18 protein-coding genes are annotated in these 21,779 nt (G+C 61.4%); 13 read left to right on the top strand and 5 right to left on the bottom strand.

From position 1 onward, the window contains the following. Positions 1 to 109 precede the first annotated feature (109 nt). From QMK47_RS13035 to QMK47_RS13020, 4 genes are all read left to right on the top strand, one after another. The gene (locus tag QMK47_RS13035) at positions 110 to 1,210 is read left to right on the top strand and encodes a phosphopantetheine-binding protein (RefSeq protein WP_258690990.1); all 1,101 of its coding nucleotides are present in this window, start codon (positions 110 to 112) and stop codon (positions 1,208 to 1,210) included. A gap of 77 nt (positions 1,211 to 1,287) precedes the next feature. Further along, positions 1,288 to 4,707 carry a beta-ketoacyl synthase N-terminal-like domain-containing protein gene (locus tag QMK47_RS13030; RefSeq protein ID WP_258690989.1) on the top strand — a complete coding sequence of 1,140 codons (3,420 nt, stop codon included), beginning with the start codon at positions 1,288 to 1,290 and terminating at the stop codon, positions 4,705 to 4,707. Positions 4,708 to 4,764: 57 nt separating this feature from the next. Then, positions 4,765 to 5,235: an SRPBCC family protein gene (locus tag QMK47_RS13025; RefSeq protein WP_214511826.1), complete on the top strand. Its 471-nt coding sequence runs from the start codon at positions 4,765 to 4,767 to the stop codon at positions 5,233 to 5,235. An 85-nt stretch (positions 5,236 to 5,320) separates the two neighbouring features. After that, positions 5,321 to 6,019: an outer membrane protein gene (locus QMK47_RS13020; protein ID WP_253473939.1), complete on the top strand. Its 699-nt coding sequence runs from the start codon at positions 5,321 to 5,323 to the stop codon at positions 6,017 to 6,019. A gap of 85 nt (positions 6,020 to 6,104) precedes the next feature. On the opposite strand, the gene QMK47_RS13015 is transcribed toward QMK47_RS13020, so the two are convergent. The 4 genes from QMK47_RS13015 to QMK47_RS13000 all read right to left on the bottom strand — a co-directional run bounded on the left by QMK47_RS13015 (position 6,105) and on the right by QMK47_RS13000 (position 10,872). Continuing rightward, a complete protein-coding gene (locus tag QMK47_RS13015; RefSeq protein ID WP_258690988.1) occupies positions 6,105 to 6,605 on the bottom strand; it encodes a GNAT family N-acetyltransferase in 501 nt (166 codons plus the stop codon). A gap of 709 nt (positions 6,606 to 7,314) precedes the next feature. Further along, positions 7,315 to 8,559 carry a saccharopine dehydrogenase family protein gene (locus QMK47_RS13010; protein WP_018603827.1) on the bottom strand — a complete coding sequence of 415 codons (1,245 nt, stop codon included), beginning with the start codon at positions 8,557 to 8,559 and terminating at the stop codon, positions 7,315 to 7,317. A 25-nt stretch (positions 8,560 to 8,584) separates the two neighbouring features. Continuing rightward, positions 8,585 to 9,682 (bottom strand): carboxynorspermidine decarboxylase, encoded by a 1,098-nt coding sequence (locus QMK47_RS13005; RefSeq protein WP_058545429.1) that lies wholly within the window; start codon positions 9,680 to 9,682, stop codon positions 8,585 to 8,587. A 254-nt stretch (positions 9,683 to 9,936) separates the two neighbouring features. After that, positions 9,937 to 10,872, bottom strand: coding sequence for a Ppx/GppA family phosphatase (locus QMK47_RS13000; protein ID WP_214511830.1), 936 nt, complete (start codon positions 10,870 to 10,872; stop codon positions 9,937 to 9,939). A gap of 210 nt (positions 10,873 to 11,082) precedes the next feature. Between QMK47_RS13000 and ppk2 the strand changes: the two genes are divergently transcribed. From ppk2 to phnE (QMK47_RS12970), 6 genes are all read left to right on the top strand, one after another. Further along, entirely contained in the window at positions 11,083 to 12,000 is a 918-nt protein-coding gene (ppk2, locus tag QMK47_RS12995; protein WP_320390334.1) for a polyphosphate kinase 2, read from the top strand. 68 nt (positions 12,001 to 12,068) lie between these two features. Continuing rightward, positions 12,069 to 13,688 carry an inorganic phosphate transporter gene (locus QMK47_RS12990; RefSeq protein ID WP_320390333.1) on the top strand — a complete coding sequence of 540 codons (1,620 nt, stop codon included), beginning with the start codon at positions 12,069 to 12,071 and terminating at the stop codon, positions 13,686 to 13,688. Between the two features lie 407 nt (positions 13,689 to 14,095). Further along, positions 14,096 to 14,947: a putative selenate ABC transporter substrate-binding protein gene (locus QMK47_RS12985; protein ID WP_253473927.1), complete on the top strand. Its 852-nt coding sequence runs from the start codon at positions 14,096 to 14,098 to the stop codon at positions 14,945 to 14,947. Continuing rightward, complete coding sequence (locus tag QMK47_RS12980) at positions 14,944 to 15,741, top strand: phosphonate ABC transporter ATP-binding protein (protein WP_320390332.1); 798 nt, start codon at positions 14,944 to 14,946, stop codon at positions 15,739 to 15,741. The genes QMK47_RS12985 and QMK47_RS12980 overlap by 4 nt, the downstream gene beginning before the upstream one ends. Continuing rightward, positions 15,735 to 16,562 (top strand): phosphonate ABC transporter, permease protein PhnE, encoded by an 828-nt coding sequence (gene phnE / locus QMK47_RS12975; protein ID WP_258690984.1) that lies wholly within the window; start codon positions 15,735 to 15,737, stop codon positions 16,560 to 16,562. The genes QMK47_RS12980 and phnE (QMK47_RS12975) overlap by 7 nt, the downstream gene beginning before the upstream one ends. Further along, entirely contained in the window at positions 16,559 to 17,326 is a 768-nt protein-coding gene (gene phnE, locus QMK47_RS12970) for a phosphonate ABC transporter, permease protein PhnE (RefSeq protein ID WP_258690983.1), read from the top strand. The genes phnE (QMK47_RS12975) and phnE (QMK47_RS12970) overlap by 4 nt, the downstream gene beginning before the upstream one ends. A 172-nt stretch (positions 17,327 to 17,498) precedes the next feature. Here phnE (QMK47_RS12970) and QMK47_RS12965 read toward each other — a convergent pair whose 3' ends face one another. After that, positions 17,499 to 18,422, bottom strand: coding sequence for a LysR family transcriptional regulator (locus QMK47_RS12965; protein WP_320390331.1), 924 nt, complete (start codon positions 18,420 to 18,422; stop codon positions 17,499 to 17,501). Between the two features lie 113 nt (positions 18,423 to 18,535). On the opposite strand from QMK47_RS12965, the gene QMK47_RS12960 reads away from it, so the two are divergent. The 3 genes from QMK47_RS12960 to QMK47_RS12950 all read left to right on the top strand — a co-directional run bounded on the left by QMK47_RS12960 (position 18,536) and on the right by QMK47_RS12950 (position 21,758). Then, positions 18,536 to 19,531 (top strand): aldo/keto reductase, encoded by a 996-nt coding sequence (locus QMK47_RS12960; RefSeq protein WP_320390330.1) that lies wholly within the window; start codon positions 18,536 to 18,538, stop codon positions 19,529 to 19,531. A gap of 123 nt (positions 19,532 to 19,654) precedes the next feature. Further along, on the top strand, positions 19,655 to 20,413 hold the full coding sequence (locus QMK47_RS12955) for a substrate-binding periplasmic protein (RefSeq protein WP_258690980.1): 759 nt from the start codon (positions 19,655 to 19,657) through the stop codon (positions 20,411 to 20,413). Position 20,414: 1 nt separating this feature from the next. After that, a complete protein-coding gene (locus QMK47_RS12950) occupies positions 20,415 to 21,758 on the top strand; it encodes a diguanylate cyclase (RefSeq protein WP_258690979.1) in 1,344 nt (447 codons plus the stop codon). Positions 21,759 to 21,779: the final 21 nt, after the last annotated feature.

Here is a 21,779-nt window from a genome sequence, read left to right as displayed (position 1 = left end):
TGGCTACTGCCAGTTTGATGATTTGATATAAACAAGGCCCTGCCCTGGGCCATGATTTTTGATCTTTCTTACTTAAAGAAATGTCGACCGACTTGGTTAGGAGAACTTTATGCGCTTGCAACTTAACGATGTTGTACAGGAATTCATTGTGTCCAATGGGAGAATAGCCCATAGCTATTTCTCTCTTTCCGAAAAGATTATTGATTCACTGTGCGAATCCAATATCGCCAAAGAGTCGATATTACTGCGACTCCTGGAACAGGCTGAAACGGTCACTGCGCATTATTTCAATGCTCATCAACAAGTCCTTGAAGGCGTTTATGCCAATGGGACCGAAGCTGCCGTCAACAAGAGTGTTCCCGTGCTGGAACCGGTTCATTCGAACCCGACCATACTGGCGTCGACGCCTGTCGTCGAAGCCGCCGCAGCCGTCGAAGAGACAAATGCACTCAGCTACGGGCAATGGTTGCGTGCGGAAATCAGCAAGGTCACCGGCTTCCAGGCACAACAGATCGACTTCGATCAGAGCTTCGAGAGCCTGGGGATCGATTCGCTGGGGCTGGTCGATATTTTCGAATCCCTGGCCCAGCACTTCCCGGAAAAGAAAGACCTGACCTCGCAGCTCTTCGATGCCCCTACCCCAACCGCTTTGCTGGCGCGGCTTGAAGCCGATCCGCAGGCGCCAGCGGTGGACGTCCAAGCGTGGGTATTCGAGCAATTGGCGACCATCACCGGCTTTACGGTCGAGCAGATCGACCCGACACAAAGCTATGAAAGCCTGGGCCTGGATTCGCTGGTGCAGCTGGACTTCCTGGAGTCGGTAGTCGCCATGTGGCCTCAGCTCAAGGCCCACAGTTCCGAACTGGCCAACGCCAAGTTCCCGCAGGCAACCATCGCCCTGATTCAAGCCGCCCTGGCCGATCCCCAGCCGCAGGCGGTGCCTGGCGACGAGCCTTCACCGGCCACGACGGACACTCAAGGGCAGGAAGAAAACCTGCTGCTCAACGCCCTGTCTCCGTTGATCCCGGACACCGCGCAGTCAATCGATATCCAGACGCCATTCGCACAACTGGGCCTCAACGGCTTTGCCCGCGAGGCGCTCTGCCAATCCATGGCGCAACAGTGCTCTGCCAGCGAGTTTGCCGGTGAAGCGCTGATGTCCCGTCGCACGCCCCAAGATGCCCTGTCGTTGCTCGCCAGGCTGAGCTGACCGGTAACGAGCGACAGGAATGGAATCCGGGTGATCGAACAGGTCACCCAGCTTTTTTGCGATCAGGGAGACAGGGTATGAGTGGCGCAGTAACAACAACGGGCGATTTTTGCTTCAGCGCGATGGCGGGCGAGTTTCCGGGGGCGCCGTCCACGGATGCGCTTTGGCAGTTGCTCTCGCAAGGACAGATCGCACCGATCGAATCCATGCCGGCACGCTGGGAACTGGACAAGGCGTCGATCTATTCAAGCACGACCGGGGAAAAGGATCGCATCTACCTGGACAGCGCTTTTTGTCTGACCGACGACGCCTCGACCCCATCACGGCACGAAGGACGACAGGTCGCCATCGGCAAGAAAGTGCTCCAGGCGCTGCTCACCCAACTCGCTGGACAAGGCTCGGCGCTGAACAGGGAGCGCACCGCGCTGGTGGTCGCGACCTCCTGGAGTGACGAGAGCTATTTCGTCACCGGCATGTCCGGAAAAACCGACACACCGCAGGGTTTTACACCGGGCGAACAAGTAGCGGAACTGGCGGCGGCCTTTGCCTTGGGCGGGCCGGCGTTATCAGTAGACACCGCGTGCAGTTCGTTCCCCTATGCCCTGGATATGGCCCAGGCGCTGGTCAACAGTGGCCAGGCGGACAACGCGATTGTCATGGCCCTCAACACCGTGCTGCCACCCGCGCTGTTCCTGGGTTTCTCGCAATTGACGGCTTTTTCCGCCCGCGCGCGGATGGAAGCGTTCGGCCAGGACGCCGACGGCATCGTGCCGGGCGAATGTGCGGTGGCCTTTCTGGTCGAACCGGTTGCCCAGGCCCTGACGGCGCAGCGCCGTCCCCTGGGCGTGCTGCGCGCCTTGGGCATGTCCGCCGACGGCGCCGAAGGCTCGGTGTTCGCGCCAGGCAAACAGGCCCAGTACTCGGCCTACCAACGTGCCTATCGCGGCCTCGATCCACGCGATGTGGACTACATCGAGACCCACGGCACCGGTACACCGCTGGGGGACGCAACGGAGCTGGCCTCGCTGAACAGCTTCTTTGCCCCCCATCGTCCGGACGGCAAGAAAATCACCATCGGTTCGATCAAGTCGGTCATCGGCCATCCCCTGGCCGCTGCCGGTGGTGCTTCGCTCGCCAAGGCGTTGATGATACTGCGCCATAAAGGCATCCCCCCGCAGCCCGGTTACAGCCCCAGCACGAAGGTCGACGAGACCTGCCTGCGACTCGCCACCCAGCAGGTACACCCGCTGGAGCAGCGTCAGTCTGCAATCCGCATTGGCATCTCCAGCTTTGGTTTCGGCGGCGCCAACGCGCACCTGGTGGTGGACGAATACATTCCCGCCGACCGCCCTGCCACGCCCCCGGCGAGCGCCAGTGGCGTGGTCATGCTCGACCTTGCCATTGTCGAGGCTGAAGCAGCGCTGGGCAGCCACCGTTCCTTGCAGTCATTCCAGCAGCAACTCGATCAACCCGCCGCCCCCTCGGTCATGTTCCCTTATGGGCGCTTCGTTGATTACACCCCGGCGCCCGGCCAACCGTTGCTGGGCAAATTCCTCGCACAAGACCACGTCATCGATATCGATGGCTTTGGCATGGGTCCCAAGCCATTGGCTCATGTCGACCCGTTCAAGCTGTTGATCACCGATCGCGTCAATCATCTGCTGCGACGCTTGCCAGGCGTGGCCGGTTCGCCCGGCACAGCGATGGTCATGTGCTGCAACATGGGCGGCGAGCGCTTCAGCAATGCCTACAGCAGCGCCCACACCTTCTACTCCCGGGCGCAAGGTACGGCACCGGGCGTCGAGGTGACGGACGTGGCAACCATGCTGCCGAACATGTTGTCCGGCTACCCGGCGCAGATTTTTGACTTCAAGGGTTTCCATCAGACCCTGGTCGGCACGGCCGGACTGTTCTGGCAAACCTTGCTGGCCTCGCCGCAATGGTTCAACGACGGCATCACCACGCTGCTGCTCGGCGCAGGGCGTTTTGTCAGCGGTGAAATCGAGGTCGAGCGCGCCCGGAGCAGCACAATCACGCAAGGTGAAGGACTGGGGCTGATCGCGCTGCGTCGCTATCAACCGGATGCCGCTGACAAACCCTTGCTGGTGATCCGCGCGGCGGTCCTCGCCCACGCTGCCGGCTCGTTGGAAGAAGCTTGCCAACGGCTGGGCAAAGCGCCGAGCGACTATTCGAACGTTGACGTCTGTGAGTTGCAGCCTGCTGCGACGCCTGCCAGCGGATCACTGCAGGAGATGACCGGCTTCCTGGCTGAAGCCAGTGGCATCGAGACCCTGTTGGCGGTGATGTTGAAGGGCGCGACCCATTCAGTGATCGAGGTGCGCGACGCCGGCAAGACGGTGATGTGGCTGTTTACCGAAAAGCTTCGCCAATGGAGCCCGGCGGCGGCCGAAGCCAGCTCGCCCATCAAGCATCCCTTCATGTTGCGCTTTGCCCATTCGTCATCCCACGAACTGCAGCAGGTCATCACGCCAGCCCGGCCTGTCAGCGTGGTTCGCGAACCGCAGAACGATGGCGTCGACGTGCAGCAACTCAGCGACATGCTCACCAGCACCTTGCTCTCCGGGCTTCGCGTGCGAGTTCGCGCCATGGAAAGCCTGTTCGCCCTGCACCGTGGCGACACAACCCAGCGCCCGACGCACTGGCAGCGCAGCGCGGAACATATCGTGATCGCCAACGCCCAGCGCAGCCCACAGTCGCTGTACGCCCAGCTCGTGGTGGATGAAGCGCACCCGTACTTCTTCGATCATCCCCTGGATCACGTCCCGGGCATTTTGCTGCTCGAGGGCGTGCTGCAACTGATCGAACTGGCGATGCCGCCTCTGAGCGGACGGGTCGCCTACATCAAGAGCCTGACGATCAAGTTCCAGCAATACGTGCAGAAGCAGGGCGTGATCGATCTGCATGTAGAGCAAGGCCAGGATCACCAGGTGTTCAATGCCAAGGTCATGCAAGGTGGAAAAGTGATGTGCACCTGCGTCCTGGGGATGGGCTACAGCTCGGCGTTCGAGACATTGCCAGCCAGCGAATTCACCGCCACGCCCTGCCGTAACAAGGCCCTGTTGCACAAGGCCAGGGAGGAGAACGTCATCGTCAGCGAGATGAGCAGCGTCGCCCAGGGCCTGAGCGTGGACACGTTGAAACTGCCGCAGGAACACTTCTTCCAGGCCGGTGATCCCGAGCACTATTCGATGGTGTATTTCCTCGAAGTCGCTCGCCAGTGCTACATGCAGATCGCCCACAGCCATCTGCGGATTCCACTCAATACCCCGATGAATCTGCTGGCCTTGAGCTTCACCCTGGATCGCCCCATCCCCAGGAACAGCCCGCTGTCATTGGCGCCGCAAGCCGGCTTTGATGCGGCGCTCCAGGCCTTCAAGACCAACCGCATCTATATCGACCTGTTCAACCGGGGCGAAAAAATCGGTCAAGCGAGCATTACCGCCCAGGTGCTGAGTCAATCCGCACCGGCGGCCTGAGCATTGAATGGATCTGCCCTCCAGCATGACCGTGCCCCCCACAACCAAGGTGTCGCCGTGAACGATGTCAAAGTGCAAGTCATAGTCAAATCGCCCCCTTCTGAAATCTGGAAGATCTGGAGCAATTTTGCAGAAGCGCCGCTATGGGATACCGACGTTCGCCGGTGTCAACTCGATGGTCCTTTCCAGGCGGGGACACACGGCAAATGTGTCCTCAAGAACGGCTTGAACATGCCACTGAAACTGGAAGCCGTGAGCCTGCACGAAAGCTATCGCAACAGTGCACGGCTGCTGTGGATCGACCTCGAATTCGATCATCAGATGCGCAGGATTTCTCCCGATGAAACCCATGTCATCCATAGCGCGAAAATTTCCGGGCCGTTGAGTTTCCTGTATCGCGCACTGCTGCGCAAAGCGTTGACCGCAGCGATGACCACGGCACTGGACAACCTGTGCAAGCTGGCTGAACAGCGGGCCATCGGCGCCCCAGGACACGAGAAAACCGCGACGCCTTTGCACCTCGTGTGAATGCCTCCCGGAAGCACGCGTGCAGAACGCGCCTTCCCGGACTCGCTTTGCTTACTTATCGATAACAGTACATTTCGGATCTAGCATGAACCTACAGAAAGACACCCAGTATCTGCTCATGGCAATCGTTGGCCTGGGGGCCATTGCCCCAGCATCGAGTTTCGCCGACAACCTCGGCCCCTATGTCAGTGGCATGGGTGGCCTGAACTGGGTCTCTAATCAGGACCTGACCCAGAACAACAACGAATTCGTCGAGATGGAATACAATCAACCGCTGCACTCGGGCTACGCCACCGGGCTGGCAATGGGCTGGCGGTTCCCGGTCGGGCTACGACCCGAGTTGGAGCTGAGCTACCGCCGCAACACCATGGACCAGTTCAATAACCGGATCTACGAGGGCGGAAGCAGCATCGAGGGCAAAGGCGAAGAGGAAGCCAGCAGCCTCATGGCCAACCTCTGGTATGACATCTCGAACCTGCCTGCCCCCTTCAGCCGCTTCACACCTTATGTAGGCGGTGGCCTGGGCTACGCGGTGCTGACCATCAAGGGCCTGGAAGCGGGCGGCGTCGAGTTCGGCGGCACCCATCGCGACACCGTCACGGCCTGGCAGCTCGGCGCCGGCGTCGCTTACGAGCTCAGCGAGCATTGGTCCATGTCCCTGGATTATCGCTACTTCAAGACCGGCGAAGCGAACTTCGGCAAGATCCAGGGCCTGCCCCCGGCTGATGTGGAAACCGAATACAACGCCCAGTCCTTGATGCTCGGTTTGCGGTACTGGATGTAAGCGCTGGATGGATTGGCGCCTGGCCTTGGCCAGGCGTCGATTTATCATCACGCTGACCTAACACTGCCCTGCGTGAATCAAATTTCTAGATCGACAGCACAAAGCGGCCTCCACCTTCGATTTCCTCGCTACCCCACAGCGCGTCAGGCACAAACCCGCACCGTTCAAGGACCTTCCTTGAGCCGACGTTGCTCTCATAGACATAAGCCACCAGTTGCGTAAGCTCCCAACGCATCCGTGCCACTTCGATCAGGTGTTTCAGGGCCTGCGTTGCCAGCCCCTGCCCACAAACACGTTGATCAATGCGATAGCCCACCTCGGCGCAACCGAGTGGTGAGTGGATGCTTTTCAGGTTCGCTCGCCCGATGATTCTCCCGCTGGAATCTTCGATCACAAACGGGTGCCAGGCGCCCTCGGCAAAATCGGCCAGATAGCTTTCAATGTGATCGGTGACGCCCGTCCGTGAATAAAAGGCTGGGGCGCGGGCGTCGATATGCGACTCGAACCATTCACGGTTTTGGATCTCGAAGGCCAGCAACGCTTCGACGTCGGTATTCTCCAGCTCGCGAATCCTGAATGGTGTCACTGATTGCTTCTCCCGGGGCTGAAGCGCAATCGTAAGGTCGAGTGATGGTTCATGGCGAGGATTTCTGCTTGAGCGGTCTTGTGTTGGGGCCGCTGCGCAGCCCAGCGGGAGCAAGCTCCCTCGCCACAAAAAGCGACACAGATGCGTCCGAGAGAACAGATAGATGGGGAAATCCGAAAGGTTTTTGTGGCGAGGGGATTCATCCCCGCTGGGCGGCGCAGCAGCCCCAAAAAGCTCAATGCGGTCTGCCTGGAACGCACAGGGCCAAGCTTCAGGGCCGCTGCGCGCCCCAGCGGGGCGGCGCGACGTTTCGCTAAATCCCCTCGCCACAGTTTGGTTCATGCGGGGGAGTTGAATGATTCACTCCTTCCGCAGCCAAACACAACTCCGTGGCGAGGGAGCTTGCTCCCGCTGGGCTGCGCAGCAGCCCCAAAAAGCTCAATGCGGTCTGCCTGAAACGCCACAGGGCCAAGCTTCAGGGCCGCTGCGCGCCCCAGCGGGAGCAAGCTCCCTCGCCACAGGGTTCATTTTGATGGGGACCCTAAACGAAAAATGCTCCGTACCTTTCGATACGGAGCATTTCTTCAAGACTTCCACGGATTGCCAGGTATTCACGCGACGGTGAGTCTCCTGGTTCAATCGCCTGCAGAATTCAGAGGGATTCTGCAGTTCCTATCGGGGAGTCGGAACGGAACCTGCCTGGCGTCCTTCAGGCGTTCTGGTTCCAGGGACGGTCTCCATGTTCGTCCTTGATGCGCGTCGGCAAGCCCATCACATCCAGCGCCTCGAGGAACGCCTCGGCAGGCAGCTCCTCGACGTTGACCATGCGCTGCACATCCCACTCGCCACGGGCTACCAGCAAGGCTGCGGCCACGGGTGGCACGCCTGCGGTATAGGAAATACCCTGGCTGTCGGTTTCGGCGTAGGCGTCCTCGTGGTCGGCCACGTTGTAGATGAACATCTCGCGCGGCTGGCCATCCTTGACGCCCTTGACCAGGTCGCCGATGCAGGTCTTGCCGGTGTAGCCCGGCGCCAGCGAACTCGGATCAGGCAGCACGGCCTTGACCACTTTCAGCGGCACGACTTCCAGGCCTTCAGCAGTCTTGACCGGTTGCTCGGAGAGCAGGCCGAGGTTCTTCAGTACGGTGAACACGTTGATGTAGTGCTCGCCGAAGCTCATCCAGAAACGCACGTTGGGCACGTCGAGGTTCTTCGACAGCGAGTGCACTTCGTCGTGGCCGGTCAGGTACAGGTTCTGCGAGCCCACGACCGGCAGGTCGTCGGTGCGCTTGACCTCGAACATGGTGTTGCTGGTCCACTGGCTGTCCTGCCAGCTCCACACCTGTCCGGTAAATTCGCGGAAATTGATTTCCGGGTCGAAATTGGTGGCGAAATATTTGCCATGGGAGCCGGCATTGACGTCGAGAATATCGATCGAATCAATGCGGTCGAAATGCTGTTGCTGCGCCAGTGCCGCATAGGCATTGACCACACCCGGGTCGAAGCCCACACCGAGAATGGCGGTGATGTTCTTTTCCTGGCACTCCTGGAGGTGGTTCCACTCGTAGTTGCCGTACCAGGGCGGCGTTTCGCAGACCTTGCCCGGCTCTTCGTGGATGGCGGTGTCCAGGTAGGCCACGCCGGTATCGATGCAGGCACGCAGCACCGACATGTTGAGAAAGGCAGAGCCGACGTTGATGACGATCTGCGACTCGGTTTCGCGAATCAGCGACTTGGTCGCTTCGACATCCAGAGCGTTCAGTGCAAAGGCCTTGATGTCGGCGGGTTGCTTGAGGCTACCCTTGGCCTTGACGCTGTCGATGATGGCCTGGCATTTGGAGATGTTGCGCGACGCGATAGCAATACGACCGAGTTCGTCGTTGTGCTGCGCGCACTTGTGGGCCACCACCTTGGCGACACCTCCTGCACCAATGATAAGTACGTTCTTCTTCAATTTCTTCATTTCTCCTTCCGCCAGCTCAAGACAGGCTGGACAGATAGTCGTCGTAGACAAACTCGCGAACCACCTCGACGCTGCCGTCGAGCTGCTTCACTACGATGGACGGCATTTTCAGGCCGTTGAACCAGTTTTTCTTGACCATGGTGTAGCCCGCTGCGTCGATGAACGACAGCCGATCGCCGATGGACAGCGGACGATCGAATTGGTACTCGCCGAAAATGTCTCCGGCCAGGCAGGACTTGCCGCACACCATGTAGGTGTGTTCGCCCTCGCTCGGTGCCAGCTTGGCGTCCAGGCGATAGATCAGCAGATCGAGCATGTGCGCCTCGATGGAGCTGTCCACCACGGCCAGGTGCTTGCCGTTGTAGAGCGTGTCGAGCACGGTGACTTCCAGCGATGCACTCTGGGTGATCGCGGCCTCGCCCGGCTCCAGGTAGACCTGCACGCCATATTTTTGCGAGAAGGCCTTGAGCCGTGCGCAGAAGGCGTCCAGGGCGTAGCCCTCGCCGGTGAAGTGAATGCCACCACCGAGGCTGACCCACTCGACCTTATGCAGCAAGTGACCAAAGCGCTCTTCGATAGTGCCCAGCATCTGGTCGAACAAACCGAAATCGCCGTTCTCGCAGTTGTTGTGGAACATGAAGCCGGAGATATGCTCGATGACTTGCTCGATTTTCACCGGATCCCATTCGCCCAGGCGGCTGAACGGTCGCGCCGGGTCGGCCAGCAGGTAATCGGAGCTGCTCACTTGCGGATTGACCCGCAGGCCGCGGACCTTGCCGGCCGACGCCTCGGTGTAGCGCTGCAACTGGCCGATGGAGTTGAAGATGATCTTGTCGCAGTTGGCGAGCATCTCCTCGATCTCATCGTCAGCCCAGGCGACGCTGTAGGCATGGGTCTCGCCAGCGAACTTCTGCCGGCCGAGCTTGAGCTCATAGAGCGACGACGACGTGGTGCCGTCCATGTACTGCTGCATCAGGTCGAACACCGACCAGGTGGCGAAGCACTTGAGCGCCAGCAAGGCCTTGGCCCCGGACTGCTCACGCACATAGGCGATCTTCTGCATGTTCGCCAGCAGCTTTTGTTTGTCGATGAGGTAGTACGGCGTTTTGATCATTTTCGAGGCCTCCGGGCAAGGCGAGCCAAAAAAGGATGCGCATTGTGCCTTCACTCACTGCATATCGAAAGAGCGAAAAGCCCCGTTCACGCAATCACCCTGATCCAGGCCCACGCTTTGCGATAACCGGACGTACCGACTGCCCAGGCGATGAAATGCAGGATGATCGGATAAAGAAGGGGTCGCCGAAGAGGCGTCGATGCTCGAAATCGAGCCGTTGCTGATGGACGGCAATGGGCAACAACCGTCCGTGATCAGTGCTGATGCATCAGGCCATGCAGAACGCCGAACCTCAGGCCCGGCTCGGAAGCAATCATCTGCGAGATACCAAAGACCTTGAATGCCGCCAGCATGATCGCCAGGCCACCGGGCAGGATGCCCAGGCGATGGCTTTGCAAGCCGGCCAACCTGAGCTGGTCGACATGGCCGACTTCCAGCAACCGCAGCGACAGACGCAACAATCCACCGTAGGTAATGCCGCCTTGCCCAGCATCGTTGAAACCATTGGCCTTGAGCACTTTGGCCAACATCCGCGCCGTACCGGAAGAACCGATCGCCTGCTGCCAGCCCTGGGCGCGATAACCTGCCGCGACTTTTTCAAACTGCAGGACAGCCACTCGCTCCGCCTCCAATAGCGCCTGGGCGGTGATGCATCCGCCCCGAAAGTAACGCGCGCCAAAGGTGCCACTGCCGATGGCGATGCTTTCCGTCAGCAGCGGTTGAGCGCCCTGCCCCAGGATCAGTTCGGTCGAGCCGCCGCCGATGTCCACCACCAGCCGCGTGTGCTCGACACCGGGCACCGTATGGGCAACACCGGCATACACCAGCCGGGCTTCTTCATGCCCGGACAGCACGTCGATCCGAAACCCCAGGTGCCGCTCGGCACTGGCCAGGAACAGTTGGGCATTCGCCGCTTCGCGTACGGCACTGGTCGCCACCGCCCGCACCCTTCCAGCTTCAAAGCCACGCAGTTTCTTGCCGAATCGGGCGAGCGCCTGCCAGCCCCGATCCAGCGCCAGCTCGTCCAAAGCCCCGGCCTGCAGGCCCTCGGCCAATCGGACCGGCTCACGCAGGGTCTTCACTTCCTGAATCACCAACTGTCGATTGCGCCTGACCGACTGGCCGATCATCAAGCGGAAGGCGTTAGAGCCCAAGTCAATGGCCGCGAACAGGGGGGCGTCGCCTTTCATAGCGGTGTTCCTTGATTCATCAGCCAGCAGGCACAAGCGCTGCCGGACTTCCCACGATGGTTTGCGAGGATCCTGCCATGGCTTCGATGACACCTGGATGACACTCCCTGTTTTAGCCTACGACGGGCCCATGAAGCACAGATGACCGTCACTACTATGTAACAAAATGCAACTAGCGTGGATGGCGCCTCCACGACCGAGTTTTCCATCATGCTTTCAACCCAGGACACCTTGGTACAGCGCATCCACCGCGAACTGCTCGATCACAGTGACGAAGAACTGGAGCTGGAGTTATCCGAAGACGGGTATGACCTGAACGCCTTGTTCGATGAACACGCCCCGGATAGCAGCGAGAAGGAAATCCGCCGACGGTATTTCAGCGAACTGTTCCGCCTGCAAGGCGAATTGGTGAAGCTGCAAAGCTGGGTGGTCAAGACCGGGCACAAGGTCGTGATCCTGTTCGAAGGACGCGACGCCGCCGGCAAGGGTGGCGTGATCAAGCGCATCACCCAGCGACTCAATCCGCGGGTCTGCCGCGTCGCCGCCCTGCCCGCTCCCAACGACCGCGAACGGACTCAATGGTATTTCCAGCGCTACGTTTCGCATCTGCCGGCGGCAGGTGAAATCGTGCTGTTCGACCGCAGCTGGTACAACCGCGCCGGCGTCGAACAAGTCATGGGGTTCTGCACCGCCGACCAGTACGAAGAGTTCTTCCGTACCGTGCCGGAATTCGAGCGGATGCTCGCCCGCTCCGGCATCCAGTTGATCAAGTACTGGTTCTCCATTTCCGACCAGGAACAGCACCTGCGCTTTCTCAGTCGCATCCATGACCCGCTCAAGCAATGGAAGCTCAGCCCCATGGACCTGGAGTCCCGTCGGCGCTGGGAGGCCTATACCAAGGCCAAGGAAATCATGCTCGAACGCACGCACATCAGCGAGGCCCCCTGGTGGGTGGTGCACGCCGACGACAAGAAAAAAGCCCGGCTCAACTGCATCCATCACCTGCTTGGGCAAATGCCCTATGAAGAGGTGGAACTGCCGGCCATCGAACTGCCGCAGCGGGTGCGACAACAAGACTACTCCCGCAGTCCGACGCCACCGGAGCTCATCGTGCCCCGGGTCTATTAAGGCCAGCCAGGCAGGGACGCCCGGCACCGAGCCTCTCCCTTCCACCGCTCACTGAATCGGATTTCATCATGACAAACCAGACCCTGGTCATGGACTCATCGAGTGCCATCGCCCCCAGTTCAAGACCGCAACTCAACCGCAAGCCGAGCGTCATCACCCTGGTGGTGTTTTTCGCCGTACTGGGCAGCGGTTTGCTGTTTACCGCCTACAGCCTGATGCACGACATGAACGAACTCGGCACCGTGGTGACCACCTGGACGCCGTTCCTGCTGTTGGGCGTAGCGCTGCTGATTGCCCTTGGCTTCGAATTCGTCAACGGTTTCCACGACACCGCCAACGCCGTGGCCACCGTCATTTATACCAACTCCATGGCGCCGAACTTCGCCGTGGCCTGGTCGGGCTTCTTCAACTTCCTCGGGGTGCTGCTCTCCAGCGGCGCCGTGGCCTTCGGCATCATCGCCCTGCTGCCGGTGGAACTGATCCTGCAAGTCGGCTCCTCTGCCGGCTTCGCGATGATCTTCGCCCTGCTGATCGCCGCCATCCTGTGGAACCTGGGCACCTGGTGGCTGGGCTTGCCGGCGTCGTCGTCCCACACGCTGATCGGCTCGATCATCGGCGTGGGTGTCGCCAATGCGCTGATGCACGGGCGTGACGGCACCAGCGGTGTGGACTGGGCCCAGGCGACCAAGATCGGCTATGCGTTGCTGTTGTCACCGCTGGTGGGCTTCGGTTGCGCTGCGTTGCTGCTGCTGGCGCTGCGGGCCTTCGTCAAGAACCGCTCGTTGTACAAGGCCCCGGAAGGCAATACGCCGCCGCCCTGGTGGATTCGCGGCATGCTGATCCTGACCTGCACCGGCGTGTCATTCGCCCACGGCTCCAACGACGGCCAGAAAGGCATGGGCCTGATCATGCTGATTCTGGTCGGCACCCTGCCGATGGCGTATGCGCTGAACCGCACCATGCCGGCCGACCAGGCACTGCAATTCGCCGCCGTGGCCGAAGTCACTCAACAAGCCTTGGTCAAAGGCTCACCGTTACCGGCCCCGGCAAATCCGCGAGCGATCCTTTCTGCCTATGTAGGCAGCAAGGAAGCGACGCCACAATTGGTGCCGGCCCTTGCCGCCTTGGCGGGCAGCATCGGTACCGAGGTCAAGGGCTACGGTTCGCTGGCCCGGGTACCCGCAGAAGCCGTGGGCAACGTGCGTAACGATATGTACCTGACCAGCGAAACCATTCGCCTGATGGACAAGAACAAAGTCGGCAACTTCGACGCCGACACCACCGCCAAGCTGCAGCTGTTCAAGCAGCAGATCGACAACTCCACGCGGTTCATTCCGCTGTGGGTGAAAATCGCCGTGGCCATCGCCCTCGGCCTGGGCACCATGGTCGGCTGGAAGCGCATCGTGGTGACGGTGGGTGAGAAAATCGGCAAGACCCACCTGACCTATGCCCAAGGGGCCTCGGCCGAAACCGTCGCCATGCTGACCATCGGCGCCGCCGATATGTTCGGCTTGCCAGTGTCCACGACCCATGTGTTGTCCTCCGGCGTGGCCGGCACCATGGTCGCCAACGGCTCTGGCTTGCAGATGCGCACCATCCGTAACCTGGTGATGGCCTGGGTACTGACGCTGCCTGCTGCCATCATCCTTTCCGGCAGCCTCTACTGGTTGTTCACCAAGCTGTTCTGACCTCTCATTCGCCGAGGCCTCACCCGACGAGGCCCCGGTTCTCCCGCCCGCCTCACCCCCCCTGTGGGAGCGAGCTTGCTCGCGATAGCCTCAACCCAGACAACCCAGAACCTGTGGCGAGGGAGCTTGCTCCCGCTCGGCTGCGCTGTAGGAGCTGCCGAGCGAAGCGAGGCTGCGATCTTTTCAAAGCCGGTTGAGTATCAAGCGAAAGATCAAAGATCGCAGCCTTCGGCAGCTCCTACAGAGGCCAGCGGGAGCAAGCTCCCTCGCCACGGGTGAATGAGTGAGTTCAAGGCCAGAAACGGTTAACATCCCTCTCCTTCGTCTACCCTCACAGAGCGGCGTACCGCCATCCACGTGGGCGTGATGCTTCACCATTCCTTGCCTTCATGTATCGGAGATCCTCCATGCTCAAGCGTTCCCTGGCATTGGCCGTCGGCGTTGCCCTGTCTCTTAGCAGCCTGCTGGCCCAGGCCGCCGACACCTTGAAAGTCAGTGCGATTCCCGATGAGGCCCCGACCGAGCTGCTGCGCAAGTTCAAGCCGCTGGGTGCCTATCTGGAACAGCAAACCGGCATGAAAGTCGAGTTCGTACCCGTCAGCGACTACCCCGCCGTGGTCGAAGCGCTGGCCACCGACCGGATCGACATGGCCTGGCTGGGCGGCTTCACCTTCGTGCAGGCACGCCTGAAAACCGGCAACGCCATCCCCCTGGTCCAGCGCGAACAGGACGCCCAGTTCACCAGTAAATTCATCACCGCCGACCCGGCCGTCAAATCCCTCGCCGACCTCAAGGGCAAGACCTTTGCCTTCGGTTCGGTGTCGTCGACGTCCGGTAGCCTCATGCCACGCTATTTCATGCTCAAGGACGGCATCAAGCCTGAAAGCTACTTCAGTCGCGTGGGCTACTCGGGCGCCCATGATGCCACCGTCGCCTGGGTCCAGGCCGGCAAGGTCGACGCTGGCGTGCTGAATGCCAGTGTCTGGGAAAAACTGGTCGCTGCCGGCAAGGTCGACACGACCAAGGTCAAGGTCTTCGCCACCACCCCAGCCTACTTCGACTACAACTGGACGGTGCGCGGTACCCTCGACCCAGCGTTGGCGGCCAAGATAAAGGCAGCCTTCCTGGCACTCGATCCGGCCAACCCGAAGGACAAGGAAATCCTCGATCTGCAGGCCGCCAGCCGCTTCATCGAAACCAAGCCTGAGAACTACAAGGGCATCGAGGAAGCCGCACGCGCCGCCGAACTGCTCAAATGACCCTGCAACTGACCCAGGTCAGCGTTACCCATGCCAACGGCGTCCAGGCGCTGCGGGGCATCGACCTGCACATCGGCACCGGCGAGCAGGTCGCCATCATCGGCCCATCGGGCGCGGGCAAGTCGAGCCTGCTCAACCTGCTGGCCACCGCCCTGCGCCCCGGTAGCGGCGAGCTGCAGTTGCTCGGTGAGCGCGCCTGGCAGCTGTCTGCCCGCCAGCGTCAGCGCCTGCGTGCGCGCATCGGCCTGATCCACCAATCGCCGCCGCTGCCGCCACGTCAACGCGTGGTCACCGCGGTCCTGGCGGGAAAGCTCGGTCAGTGGGGTATCGGCAAAAGCCTGTTGAACCTGCTGCATCCGCTGGATATTCCAGGCGCCAGGGCGGCGTTGGCCCGGCTGGACCTGGGCGACAAATTGTTCGCGCAATGCCAGCAGCTGTCGGGCGGACAGCTGCAACGCGTAGGCATTGCCCGGGTGTTGTACCAGGCGCCAGAGGTGCTGCTGGCCGACGAGCCGGTTTCGGCCATGGACCCGGTATTGGCCCAGCACACGCTTTCGGTGCTGTGCCGCCATGCTCGGGAGCACGACGTGACCCTGGTCGCCAGCCTGCACGCGGTGGAACTGGCCTTGGCACACTTTTCCCGGGTCATTGGCCTGCGCGATGGACAGATCCTGTTCGACCTGCCAACCGAAGCCGTGGACCGTCAGTTGCTCGACACGCTCTACGCCAACGAACAGCTACAGTCTTCGCCGACGCCCCCCTCGTCCTTGAGCGTGCAGATCCCCCGATGCTGACACGCGATACCCGAGACCCCGCTACCCGCCCGCGCCTGCTGCTCACTCTGCTGGCCCTCGTCCTGCTGTGGCCGGGCATCCAGTTCAGCGAACTGGACCTTCGCGTGCTGGTGGCGAGCGACAGCCAGAGCGAAATGGGCCGGTTTGTAGCGGCCTTCTGGCCTCCAGCCCATGGCGACGAATTTGTCGAGCTGCTGTGGCAGGCCACCTTGCAGACGCTGGCGATCGCCACGGCCGGCATGGCCTTGGCGCTGCTGTTGGCGGTGCCCGCGAGCCTGCTGGCCAGCCGCGCCCTGTCGCTGTCGGCGGCCTCCCGTGCCGGGCACCCGGGCTATTGGGGTCAACTGCTGCGCTGGCCGGTGCGCGGCCTGCTGATCTTCCTGCGCAGCGTCCCGGAAATCGTCTGGGCCTTGCTCTTCGTCCGTGCCGTCGGCCTCGGCCCCACGGCCGGCGTACTGGCGATCGCCATTACCTACAGCGGCATGTTGGGCAAGGTCTACGCGGAAATCTACGAGTCAGTCGACCAACGTCCGGCCCATGCGCTCCTGCAATCGGGCAGCAGCCGGCTCGCCGCTTTCTGCTACGGGATCCTGCCCAATGTCGCGGCGGAACTGTTGTCATACACGGTTTATCGCTGGGAGTGCGCCATCCGCGCCTCGGTGGTGATGGGCTTCGTCGGTGCCGGAGGCCTGGGCCAACAAATGGACCTGTCGCTGCGAATGTTCGCTGGCGGTGAAGTGGCCAGCCTGCTGCTGACGTTCCTGATGCTGGTGCTGCTCGCCGATCAACTCAGCCGCCTGCTGCGCTGGAGGCTGGCATGAATCGCCTGATCAACGCGGTCATTGTCCTGGGCATCGGTGCGGCAGTCGTCGCCTCGTTCGTCTACCTGGGCATCGACCTGGGCGAGCTCGGCGACAGCGGCAACCTGCACCGAATGGGCGCTTATGCGCAGCGCTTTCTCAGCCCGGACCTGAGCCTGGGCCACCTGAAGGCGATCGGCCACGGCGCCCTGGAAACCCTCGCCATGTCGGCCCTTGGCACCCTGCTCGCAGCGGTCTTCGGCCTGCTGTTGGCCTTGCCTGCGGCCGGGCGCTTCGGCTGGCCCCTGCAGAGCGCTTCGCGGCTGGTACTCAATGCCTTGCGCGCGGTTCCAGAACTGGTGTGGGCGGCGCTGATGGTCCTGGCCGCCGGGCTCGGCCCCAATGCCGGCACCCTGGCCTTGGCCCTGCACACCACGGGCGTGCTCGGCCGGCTGTTCGCCGAAGCCCTGGAAAATACCCCGTCCGAACCGGCCGACGCCATCCGCCTGCAAGGTGGCAATGCGGTATTGGCGTTCTGCTACGGCACGCTGCCCAACCTCCTGCCCCAGCTACTGGCGTATGTCCTGTACCGCTGGGAAAACAATATCCGCATGGCCAGCGTGCTCGGTTTCGTCGGCGCCGGGGGCCTGGGGCAAATGCTCTACGTCAGCCTCAGCCTGTTCCAGGAAGCCCAAGGCAGCACGGTGATCCTGGCGATGTTGCTACTGGTTTTCGCGGTCGATACGTTGAGCAGCTGGAGTCGCCAGCGCTGGGTCAAGGCTTGAGGTCCTATTGGCTGATAGGGCCCTATCGCGAGCAAGCTCGCTCCCACATTGATCGTTCCCACGCTCTGCGTGGGAATGCAGCCATGGACGCTCTGCGTCCACTCAAAAGCCGAACGCGGAGCGTCCGTAGAGGCATTCCCACGCGGAGCGTGGGAACGATCAACAGCTCGGCCTACACCCTCTCCATCAGCGTCTGCTGGGCATCCGCCTCTCCCTGCAACAGCTCGATCACCCAGTCGATAAACACCCGCACCCTGGGCGACAACTGTCGATGGGGCGGGTACACCGCTGAGATCGGCCACGTTGGCACGTTGTAATCCTCAAGTACCTGAACCAACCGGCCTTCGGCCAATTGCCGTTGCACGTGATAGCGCGGCACCTGGATCAGGCCGAATCCCGCTTCACAGGCCGTCACATAGGCGTCGGCATTGTTGACGTTCAAGTCACTGGGCAATTGCATTTCACGCACCCGCCCCGCCACCTCGAATTCGAACGGGAAGAACCGTCCATTGCCAGACGCAAACCCTATGGCCCGGTGCGCCGTCAAATCCTCCAACCGCCCGGGCGTGCTGGCGCGGGCCAGATAGCCAGGGCTGGCGCACGTCAGTTGATGCAGGCGCACAATGGGCCGCGCCACCAGCGCCTGGTCGACGACATTGCCGGCGCGGATTGCACAATCCACGCCCTCGCGCTGCAGATGGACCTGGCGGTCATGAAAACCGATGTCCAGTTGCAACGCCGGGTAGCGGCGATAGAAATCCGGCAGGCGCGGCACGATCCAGGTGCAACCAAAGGCGATGGGCATGTCCACTTTCAAGGTGCCGCGCGGCTGGCTGCGTTGCGCCGATAACGAACTTTCCAGGTCATCAAGGTCGTCCAGCAACTGGCCGCTGCGCTGGTAATACGCTTGCCCATCCAGCGTTGCGCGCACCTGTCGGGTGGTGCGTTGCAACAGTTGCACGCCCAGATGGGCTTCCAACTGCTGGATCAGCAGGCTGACAGTGGCCCGGGGCAGCCCAAGGTCATCGGCCGCCTTGCCAAAACCGCCCAGTTCAACGATGCGCCGGAACACCTGCATGGCCTGTAATCGGTCCAATCTCGCGCCTCACTATTTAGATATCACGAATAGTTAAACCAATAATCATGGATTTATCCAGGAAACCGCTTGATAGAGACTGCACAGGTCGTTCATTTCCAGGAGCTATCAGCATGAAGACTCGCCAACTCGGCCATCGCGGCCCTCACGTTTCCTCCATCGGCCTGGGCTGCATGGGCATGTCGGATTTCTACACCACGGGTGTGAACGAGCGCGAAGCGATTGCCACGCTCCACCGCGCCGTGGAACTGGGCGTGACGCTGTTCGACACCGCCGACATGTACGGACCGCATACCAACGAAGAACTGCTCGGACGGGCCCTGCGTGGCAAGCGTGAAAACCTGTACCTGGCGAGCAAGTTCGGCCTGGTGCGCAGCAGCGATCCCCATGCCCGCGGCGTCAATGGTCGCCCCGACTACGTCCGGCAATCTGTCGACGGCAGCCTCAAGCGTCTCGATACCGATTACCTCGACCTCTACTACCAGCACCGCATCGATCCTGAAGTGCCCGTCGAAGAAACCATCGGCGCCATGGCCGAGCTGGTCAAGGCCGGCAAGGTCCGCCACATCGGGATCTCGGAAGCCAGCGCCGAGACCATCCAGCGAGCCCACGCCGTGCATCCCCTGGCAGCGGTGCAAAGCGAATACTCGCTGTGGTCCCGTGAGCCTGAACACAATGGCGTGCTCGCGACTTGCCAGCGACTGGGCATTGCATTCGTCGCCTACAGTCCCTTGGGCCGGGGCTTTTTGACCGGCGAGCTGAAATCACCGGAGGACTTCGCCGCCGATGACTATCGCCGCTTCAACCCGCGCTTCCAGGCCGACAACTTCAATCGCAACCTGGTGCTGGTAGAGCGGGTCAAGGCATTGGCCTTGGACAAGGGCATCAGCGCTGCGCAATTGGCCTTGGCCTGGGTATTGGCCCAGGGTGACCATGTCATCCCGATCCCGGGCACCAAGCAGCGCAAGTACCTGGAAAGCAACGTGGCAGCTTCTTCAGTGGTGTTGAGCGCTGGTGAATTGGCCCAGCTGGACGGGATTTTCGCAGGCGAAGGTGCCGTGGCGGGCGACCGATACCAGGCGCAAACGATGACGTTGTTGAACGGTTGATCCTTCGGCTGGGCTGGCAGTTTCGACAGGCCGGACTCAAGCAGGCCCCAGCCCAGCCGATAACCCTATACAATAATAGCTCCCAGACCTCCGGGTTCTGCCAGTTGCATAGGGTAATGATCAATGGATTGGCCGCTGAATCGCCTGCTGATGTGGGGCGTCCTGATGTTCCTCGCTGCAAGCGCTTGTGCGGCAGAGGCGCCGCTGCGCATCGTGACGGAGGAGCTACCGCCCTACAACATGACGCAGAACGGCCGAATGACCGGCATGAGCACCGAGGTGGTCCAGGCCGTGCTCAAGGAGGTCGGCATGGACGCGCCTATCCATTCCATGCCGTGGGCCCGGGCCTACGAACTGGCGCTCAATGAAAGCAACGTGTTGATCTACTCGATCGTCCGCACGCCTGCACGCGAACCGCTTTTCCAGTGGGTCGGCAGCATCGGCCCGACGCAGTGGTACATCTACTCGCTGGCGGACCGGCCGGTGAAACTCAACTCGCTGGCCGATGCCCATGGGCACCAGATCGCCACGGTCAATCAGGACGTGGGTGAGCAATACCTGGTCTCGAAGGGCTTTCGCATCGGCGAAGAACTGCAGTCGAGCACCAAGTACGAACACAACTACCGCAAGCTCAAGGTCGATCACGTGGAGCTGTGGATTTCCAATGAGCTCAACGCGCTGTACCTGACGCGCCAGAATGGCGAAGACCCGGACAAGTTGCTGATCCGCTCGCTGGCGCTGCCCGAGCTAAGCAGCACCGACGGCTTGAGCATGGCATTCAGCCGCAAGACGCCGGCCGATACGGTGGCGAAGTTCCGTGCGGGCCTGGAGACCATCCGGCGCAATGGCGTCTACGATGCCATCCTGCGCAAATGGTTATGACATGGATGCCAATTTCCGTAGGGCGTCCTCCTTACAACCACAGGCCAAGGCGTTCAGCTCCCTGGGACGTCGCCTGGTACTGGCAACGCTGTTGTTCTGCCTGCTCTTTACCCTGGTGATGGTCACCTGGCGCACCTGGATGGCCTGGGAAAACAACCTGGCGGAGATGAATTCGGAGCTGGCCCTGATCGACCAAGTGTTCCAGAACACCCTGGCCCATGCCATTTGGGAACTGGACCGTGAATCCCTCGACCAGCAAATCGCCAGCGTCGCCATGGCAGCGCCCGTGGGACGCCTGGTGTTGAACATCCTGCGCCCCGGGCAAGCGCCTGAAGTCATCGAGCTCAATCGATACCCCGTCGGTCAATCGGGCGTGGTGCCGGTGCTGCATCGCCAACTCATCGCACAACCCTATGCCGGGGCCCATGAAAAAGTCGGCGAGCTGACCATCGAAGGCGACAATAACCTGCTGTGGGAGCGCCTCTGGGGCGAAGCACGCAGCATCGTCATCACCCAGCTCATCCAGTCCTTGCTGCTGGCCGGGTTGATCATGACCGTGTTCAACCGGCTGGTGACCGTGCATGTGGTGCACATCGCCCGGCACCTGGGCGAACTGGCGCCGCAAACCCTCAAGCGGCACCTCAAGCTGCAACGGGCGGTGCAGCGCCAGGACGAACTGAGCCTGCTCGAACACCAGGTCAATACACTCCAGGACAATCTGCGCGCCCATCTGGAACGCCAGCATTCGGACGAGCTGGTGCTTGCCGCCAGCCGCGACCAAATGGCCGAACTGGTCGAGGCCCGCACCGCAGAATTGAAGGCGGCCAACCAGGCCCTCGAAGCCCTGTCACGTCACGACGATTTGACGGGGCTGGCCAACCGTCGCTATTTCGACGAATTGAAGGACATCGAGTTTCGCCGGGCGATCCGCCACAAGACCCCGCTGGCCGTGCTCATGTGCGATGTCGATTTCTTCAAGATCTACAACGACACCTACGGCCACATGCAGGGCGACTTGTGCTTGAAAGAGATCGCCGAGACCCTGCGCAGCGTGTTCGGCCGCTCTGGCGAACTGACCGCGCGCGTCGGCGGCGAAGAGTTCGTCGTGGTCCTGCCCAACGTCGATGCCGCCCAGGCCTGCGAGGCCGCCCAACGTTTCCGTGCAAGCCTGGCGGAACGTGAACTGCCCCACAGCGGTTCCAAGGTCTCGTCGTTTGTCACCGTGAGCATCGGCGTCGCCGAGCTGGACCCGGAGACCATGGACCATTTCGATCAACTGCTGCAACGCGCCGACCAGGCGCTGTACCGGGCCAAACACAAGGGACGCGATTGCGTCGCCCTGTAAACCATCGCGTGCCATGAGGTC

It is taken from the genome of Pseudomonas sp. P9_35 (genome assembly GCF_034008205.1).
Taxonomy (GTDB): domain Bacteria; phylum Pseudomonadota; class Gammaproteobacteria; order Pseudomonadales; family Pseudomonadaceae; genus Aquipseudomonas; species Aquipseudomonas kilonensis.
The sequence above is the reverse complement of the archived record's forward strand: the minus strand, read 5'-3'. Positions and strand labels throughout refer to the sequence as shown.

What these genes read in the sequence shown, in the direction of transcription:
- QMK47_RS12960 (WP_320390330.1), top strand. Translation starts at nt 18,536, where the DNA reads ATGAAGACTCGCCAACTCGGCCATCGCGGCCCTCACGTTTCCTCCATC.
- QMK47_RS13000 (WP_214511830.1), bottom strand. Translation starts at nt 10,872, where the DNA reads ATGAAAGGCGACGCCCCCCTGTTCGCGGCCATTGACTTGGGCTCTAAC.
- QMK47_RS12955 (WP_258690980.1), top strand. Translation starts at nt 19,655, where the DNA reads ATGGATTGGCCGCTGAATCGCCTGCTGATGTGGGGCGTCCTGATGTTC.
- ppk2 (WP_320390334.1), top strand. Translation starts at nt 11,083, where the DNA reads ATGCTTTCAACCCAGGACACCTTGGTACAGCGCATCCACCGCGAACTG.
- QMK47_RS12980 (WP_320390332.1), top strand. Translation starts at nt 14,944, where the DNA reads ATGACCCTGCAACTGACCCAGGTCAGCGTTACCCATGCCAACGGCGTC.
- phnE (WP_258690984.1), top strand. Translation starts at nt 15,735, where the DNA reads ATGCTGACACGCGATACCCGAGACCCCGCTACCCGCCCGCGCCTGCTG.
- phnE (WP_258690983.1), top strand. Translation starts at nt 16,559, where the DNA reads ATGAATCGCCTGATCAACGCGGTCATTGTCCTGGGCATCGGTGCGGCA.
- QMK47_RS13020 (WP_253473939.1), top strand. Translation starts at nt 5,321, where the DNA reads ATGAACCTACAGAAAGACACCCAGTATCTGCTCATGGCAATCGTTGGC.
- QMK47_RS12985 (WP_253473927.1), top strand. Translation starts at nt 14,096, where the DNA reads ATGCTCAAGCGTTCCCTGGCATTGGCCGTCGGCGTTGCCCTGTCTCTT.
- QMK47_RS13035 (WP_258690990.1), top strand. Translation starts at nt 110, where the DNA reads ATGCGCTTGCAACTTAACGATGTTGTACAGGAATTCATTGTGTCCAAT.
- QMK47_RS13030 (WP_258690989.1), top strand. Translation starts at nt 1,288, where the DNA reads ATGAGTGGCGCAGTAACAACAACGGGCGATTTTTGCTTCAGCGCGATG.
- QMK47_RS13005 (WP_058545429.1), bottom strand. Translation starts at nt 9,682, where the DNA reads ATGATCAAAACGCCGTACTACCTCATCGACAAACAAAAGCTGCTGGCG.
- QMK47_RS12990 (WP_320390333.1), top strand. Translation starts at nt 12,069, where the DNA reads ATGACAAACCAGACCCTGGTCATGGACTCATCGAGTGCCATCGCCCCC.
- QMK47_RS12950 (WP_258690979.1), top strand. Translation starts at nt 20,415, where the DNA reads ATGGATGCCAATTTCCGTAGGGCGTCCTCCTTACAACCACAGGCCAAG.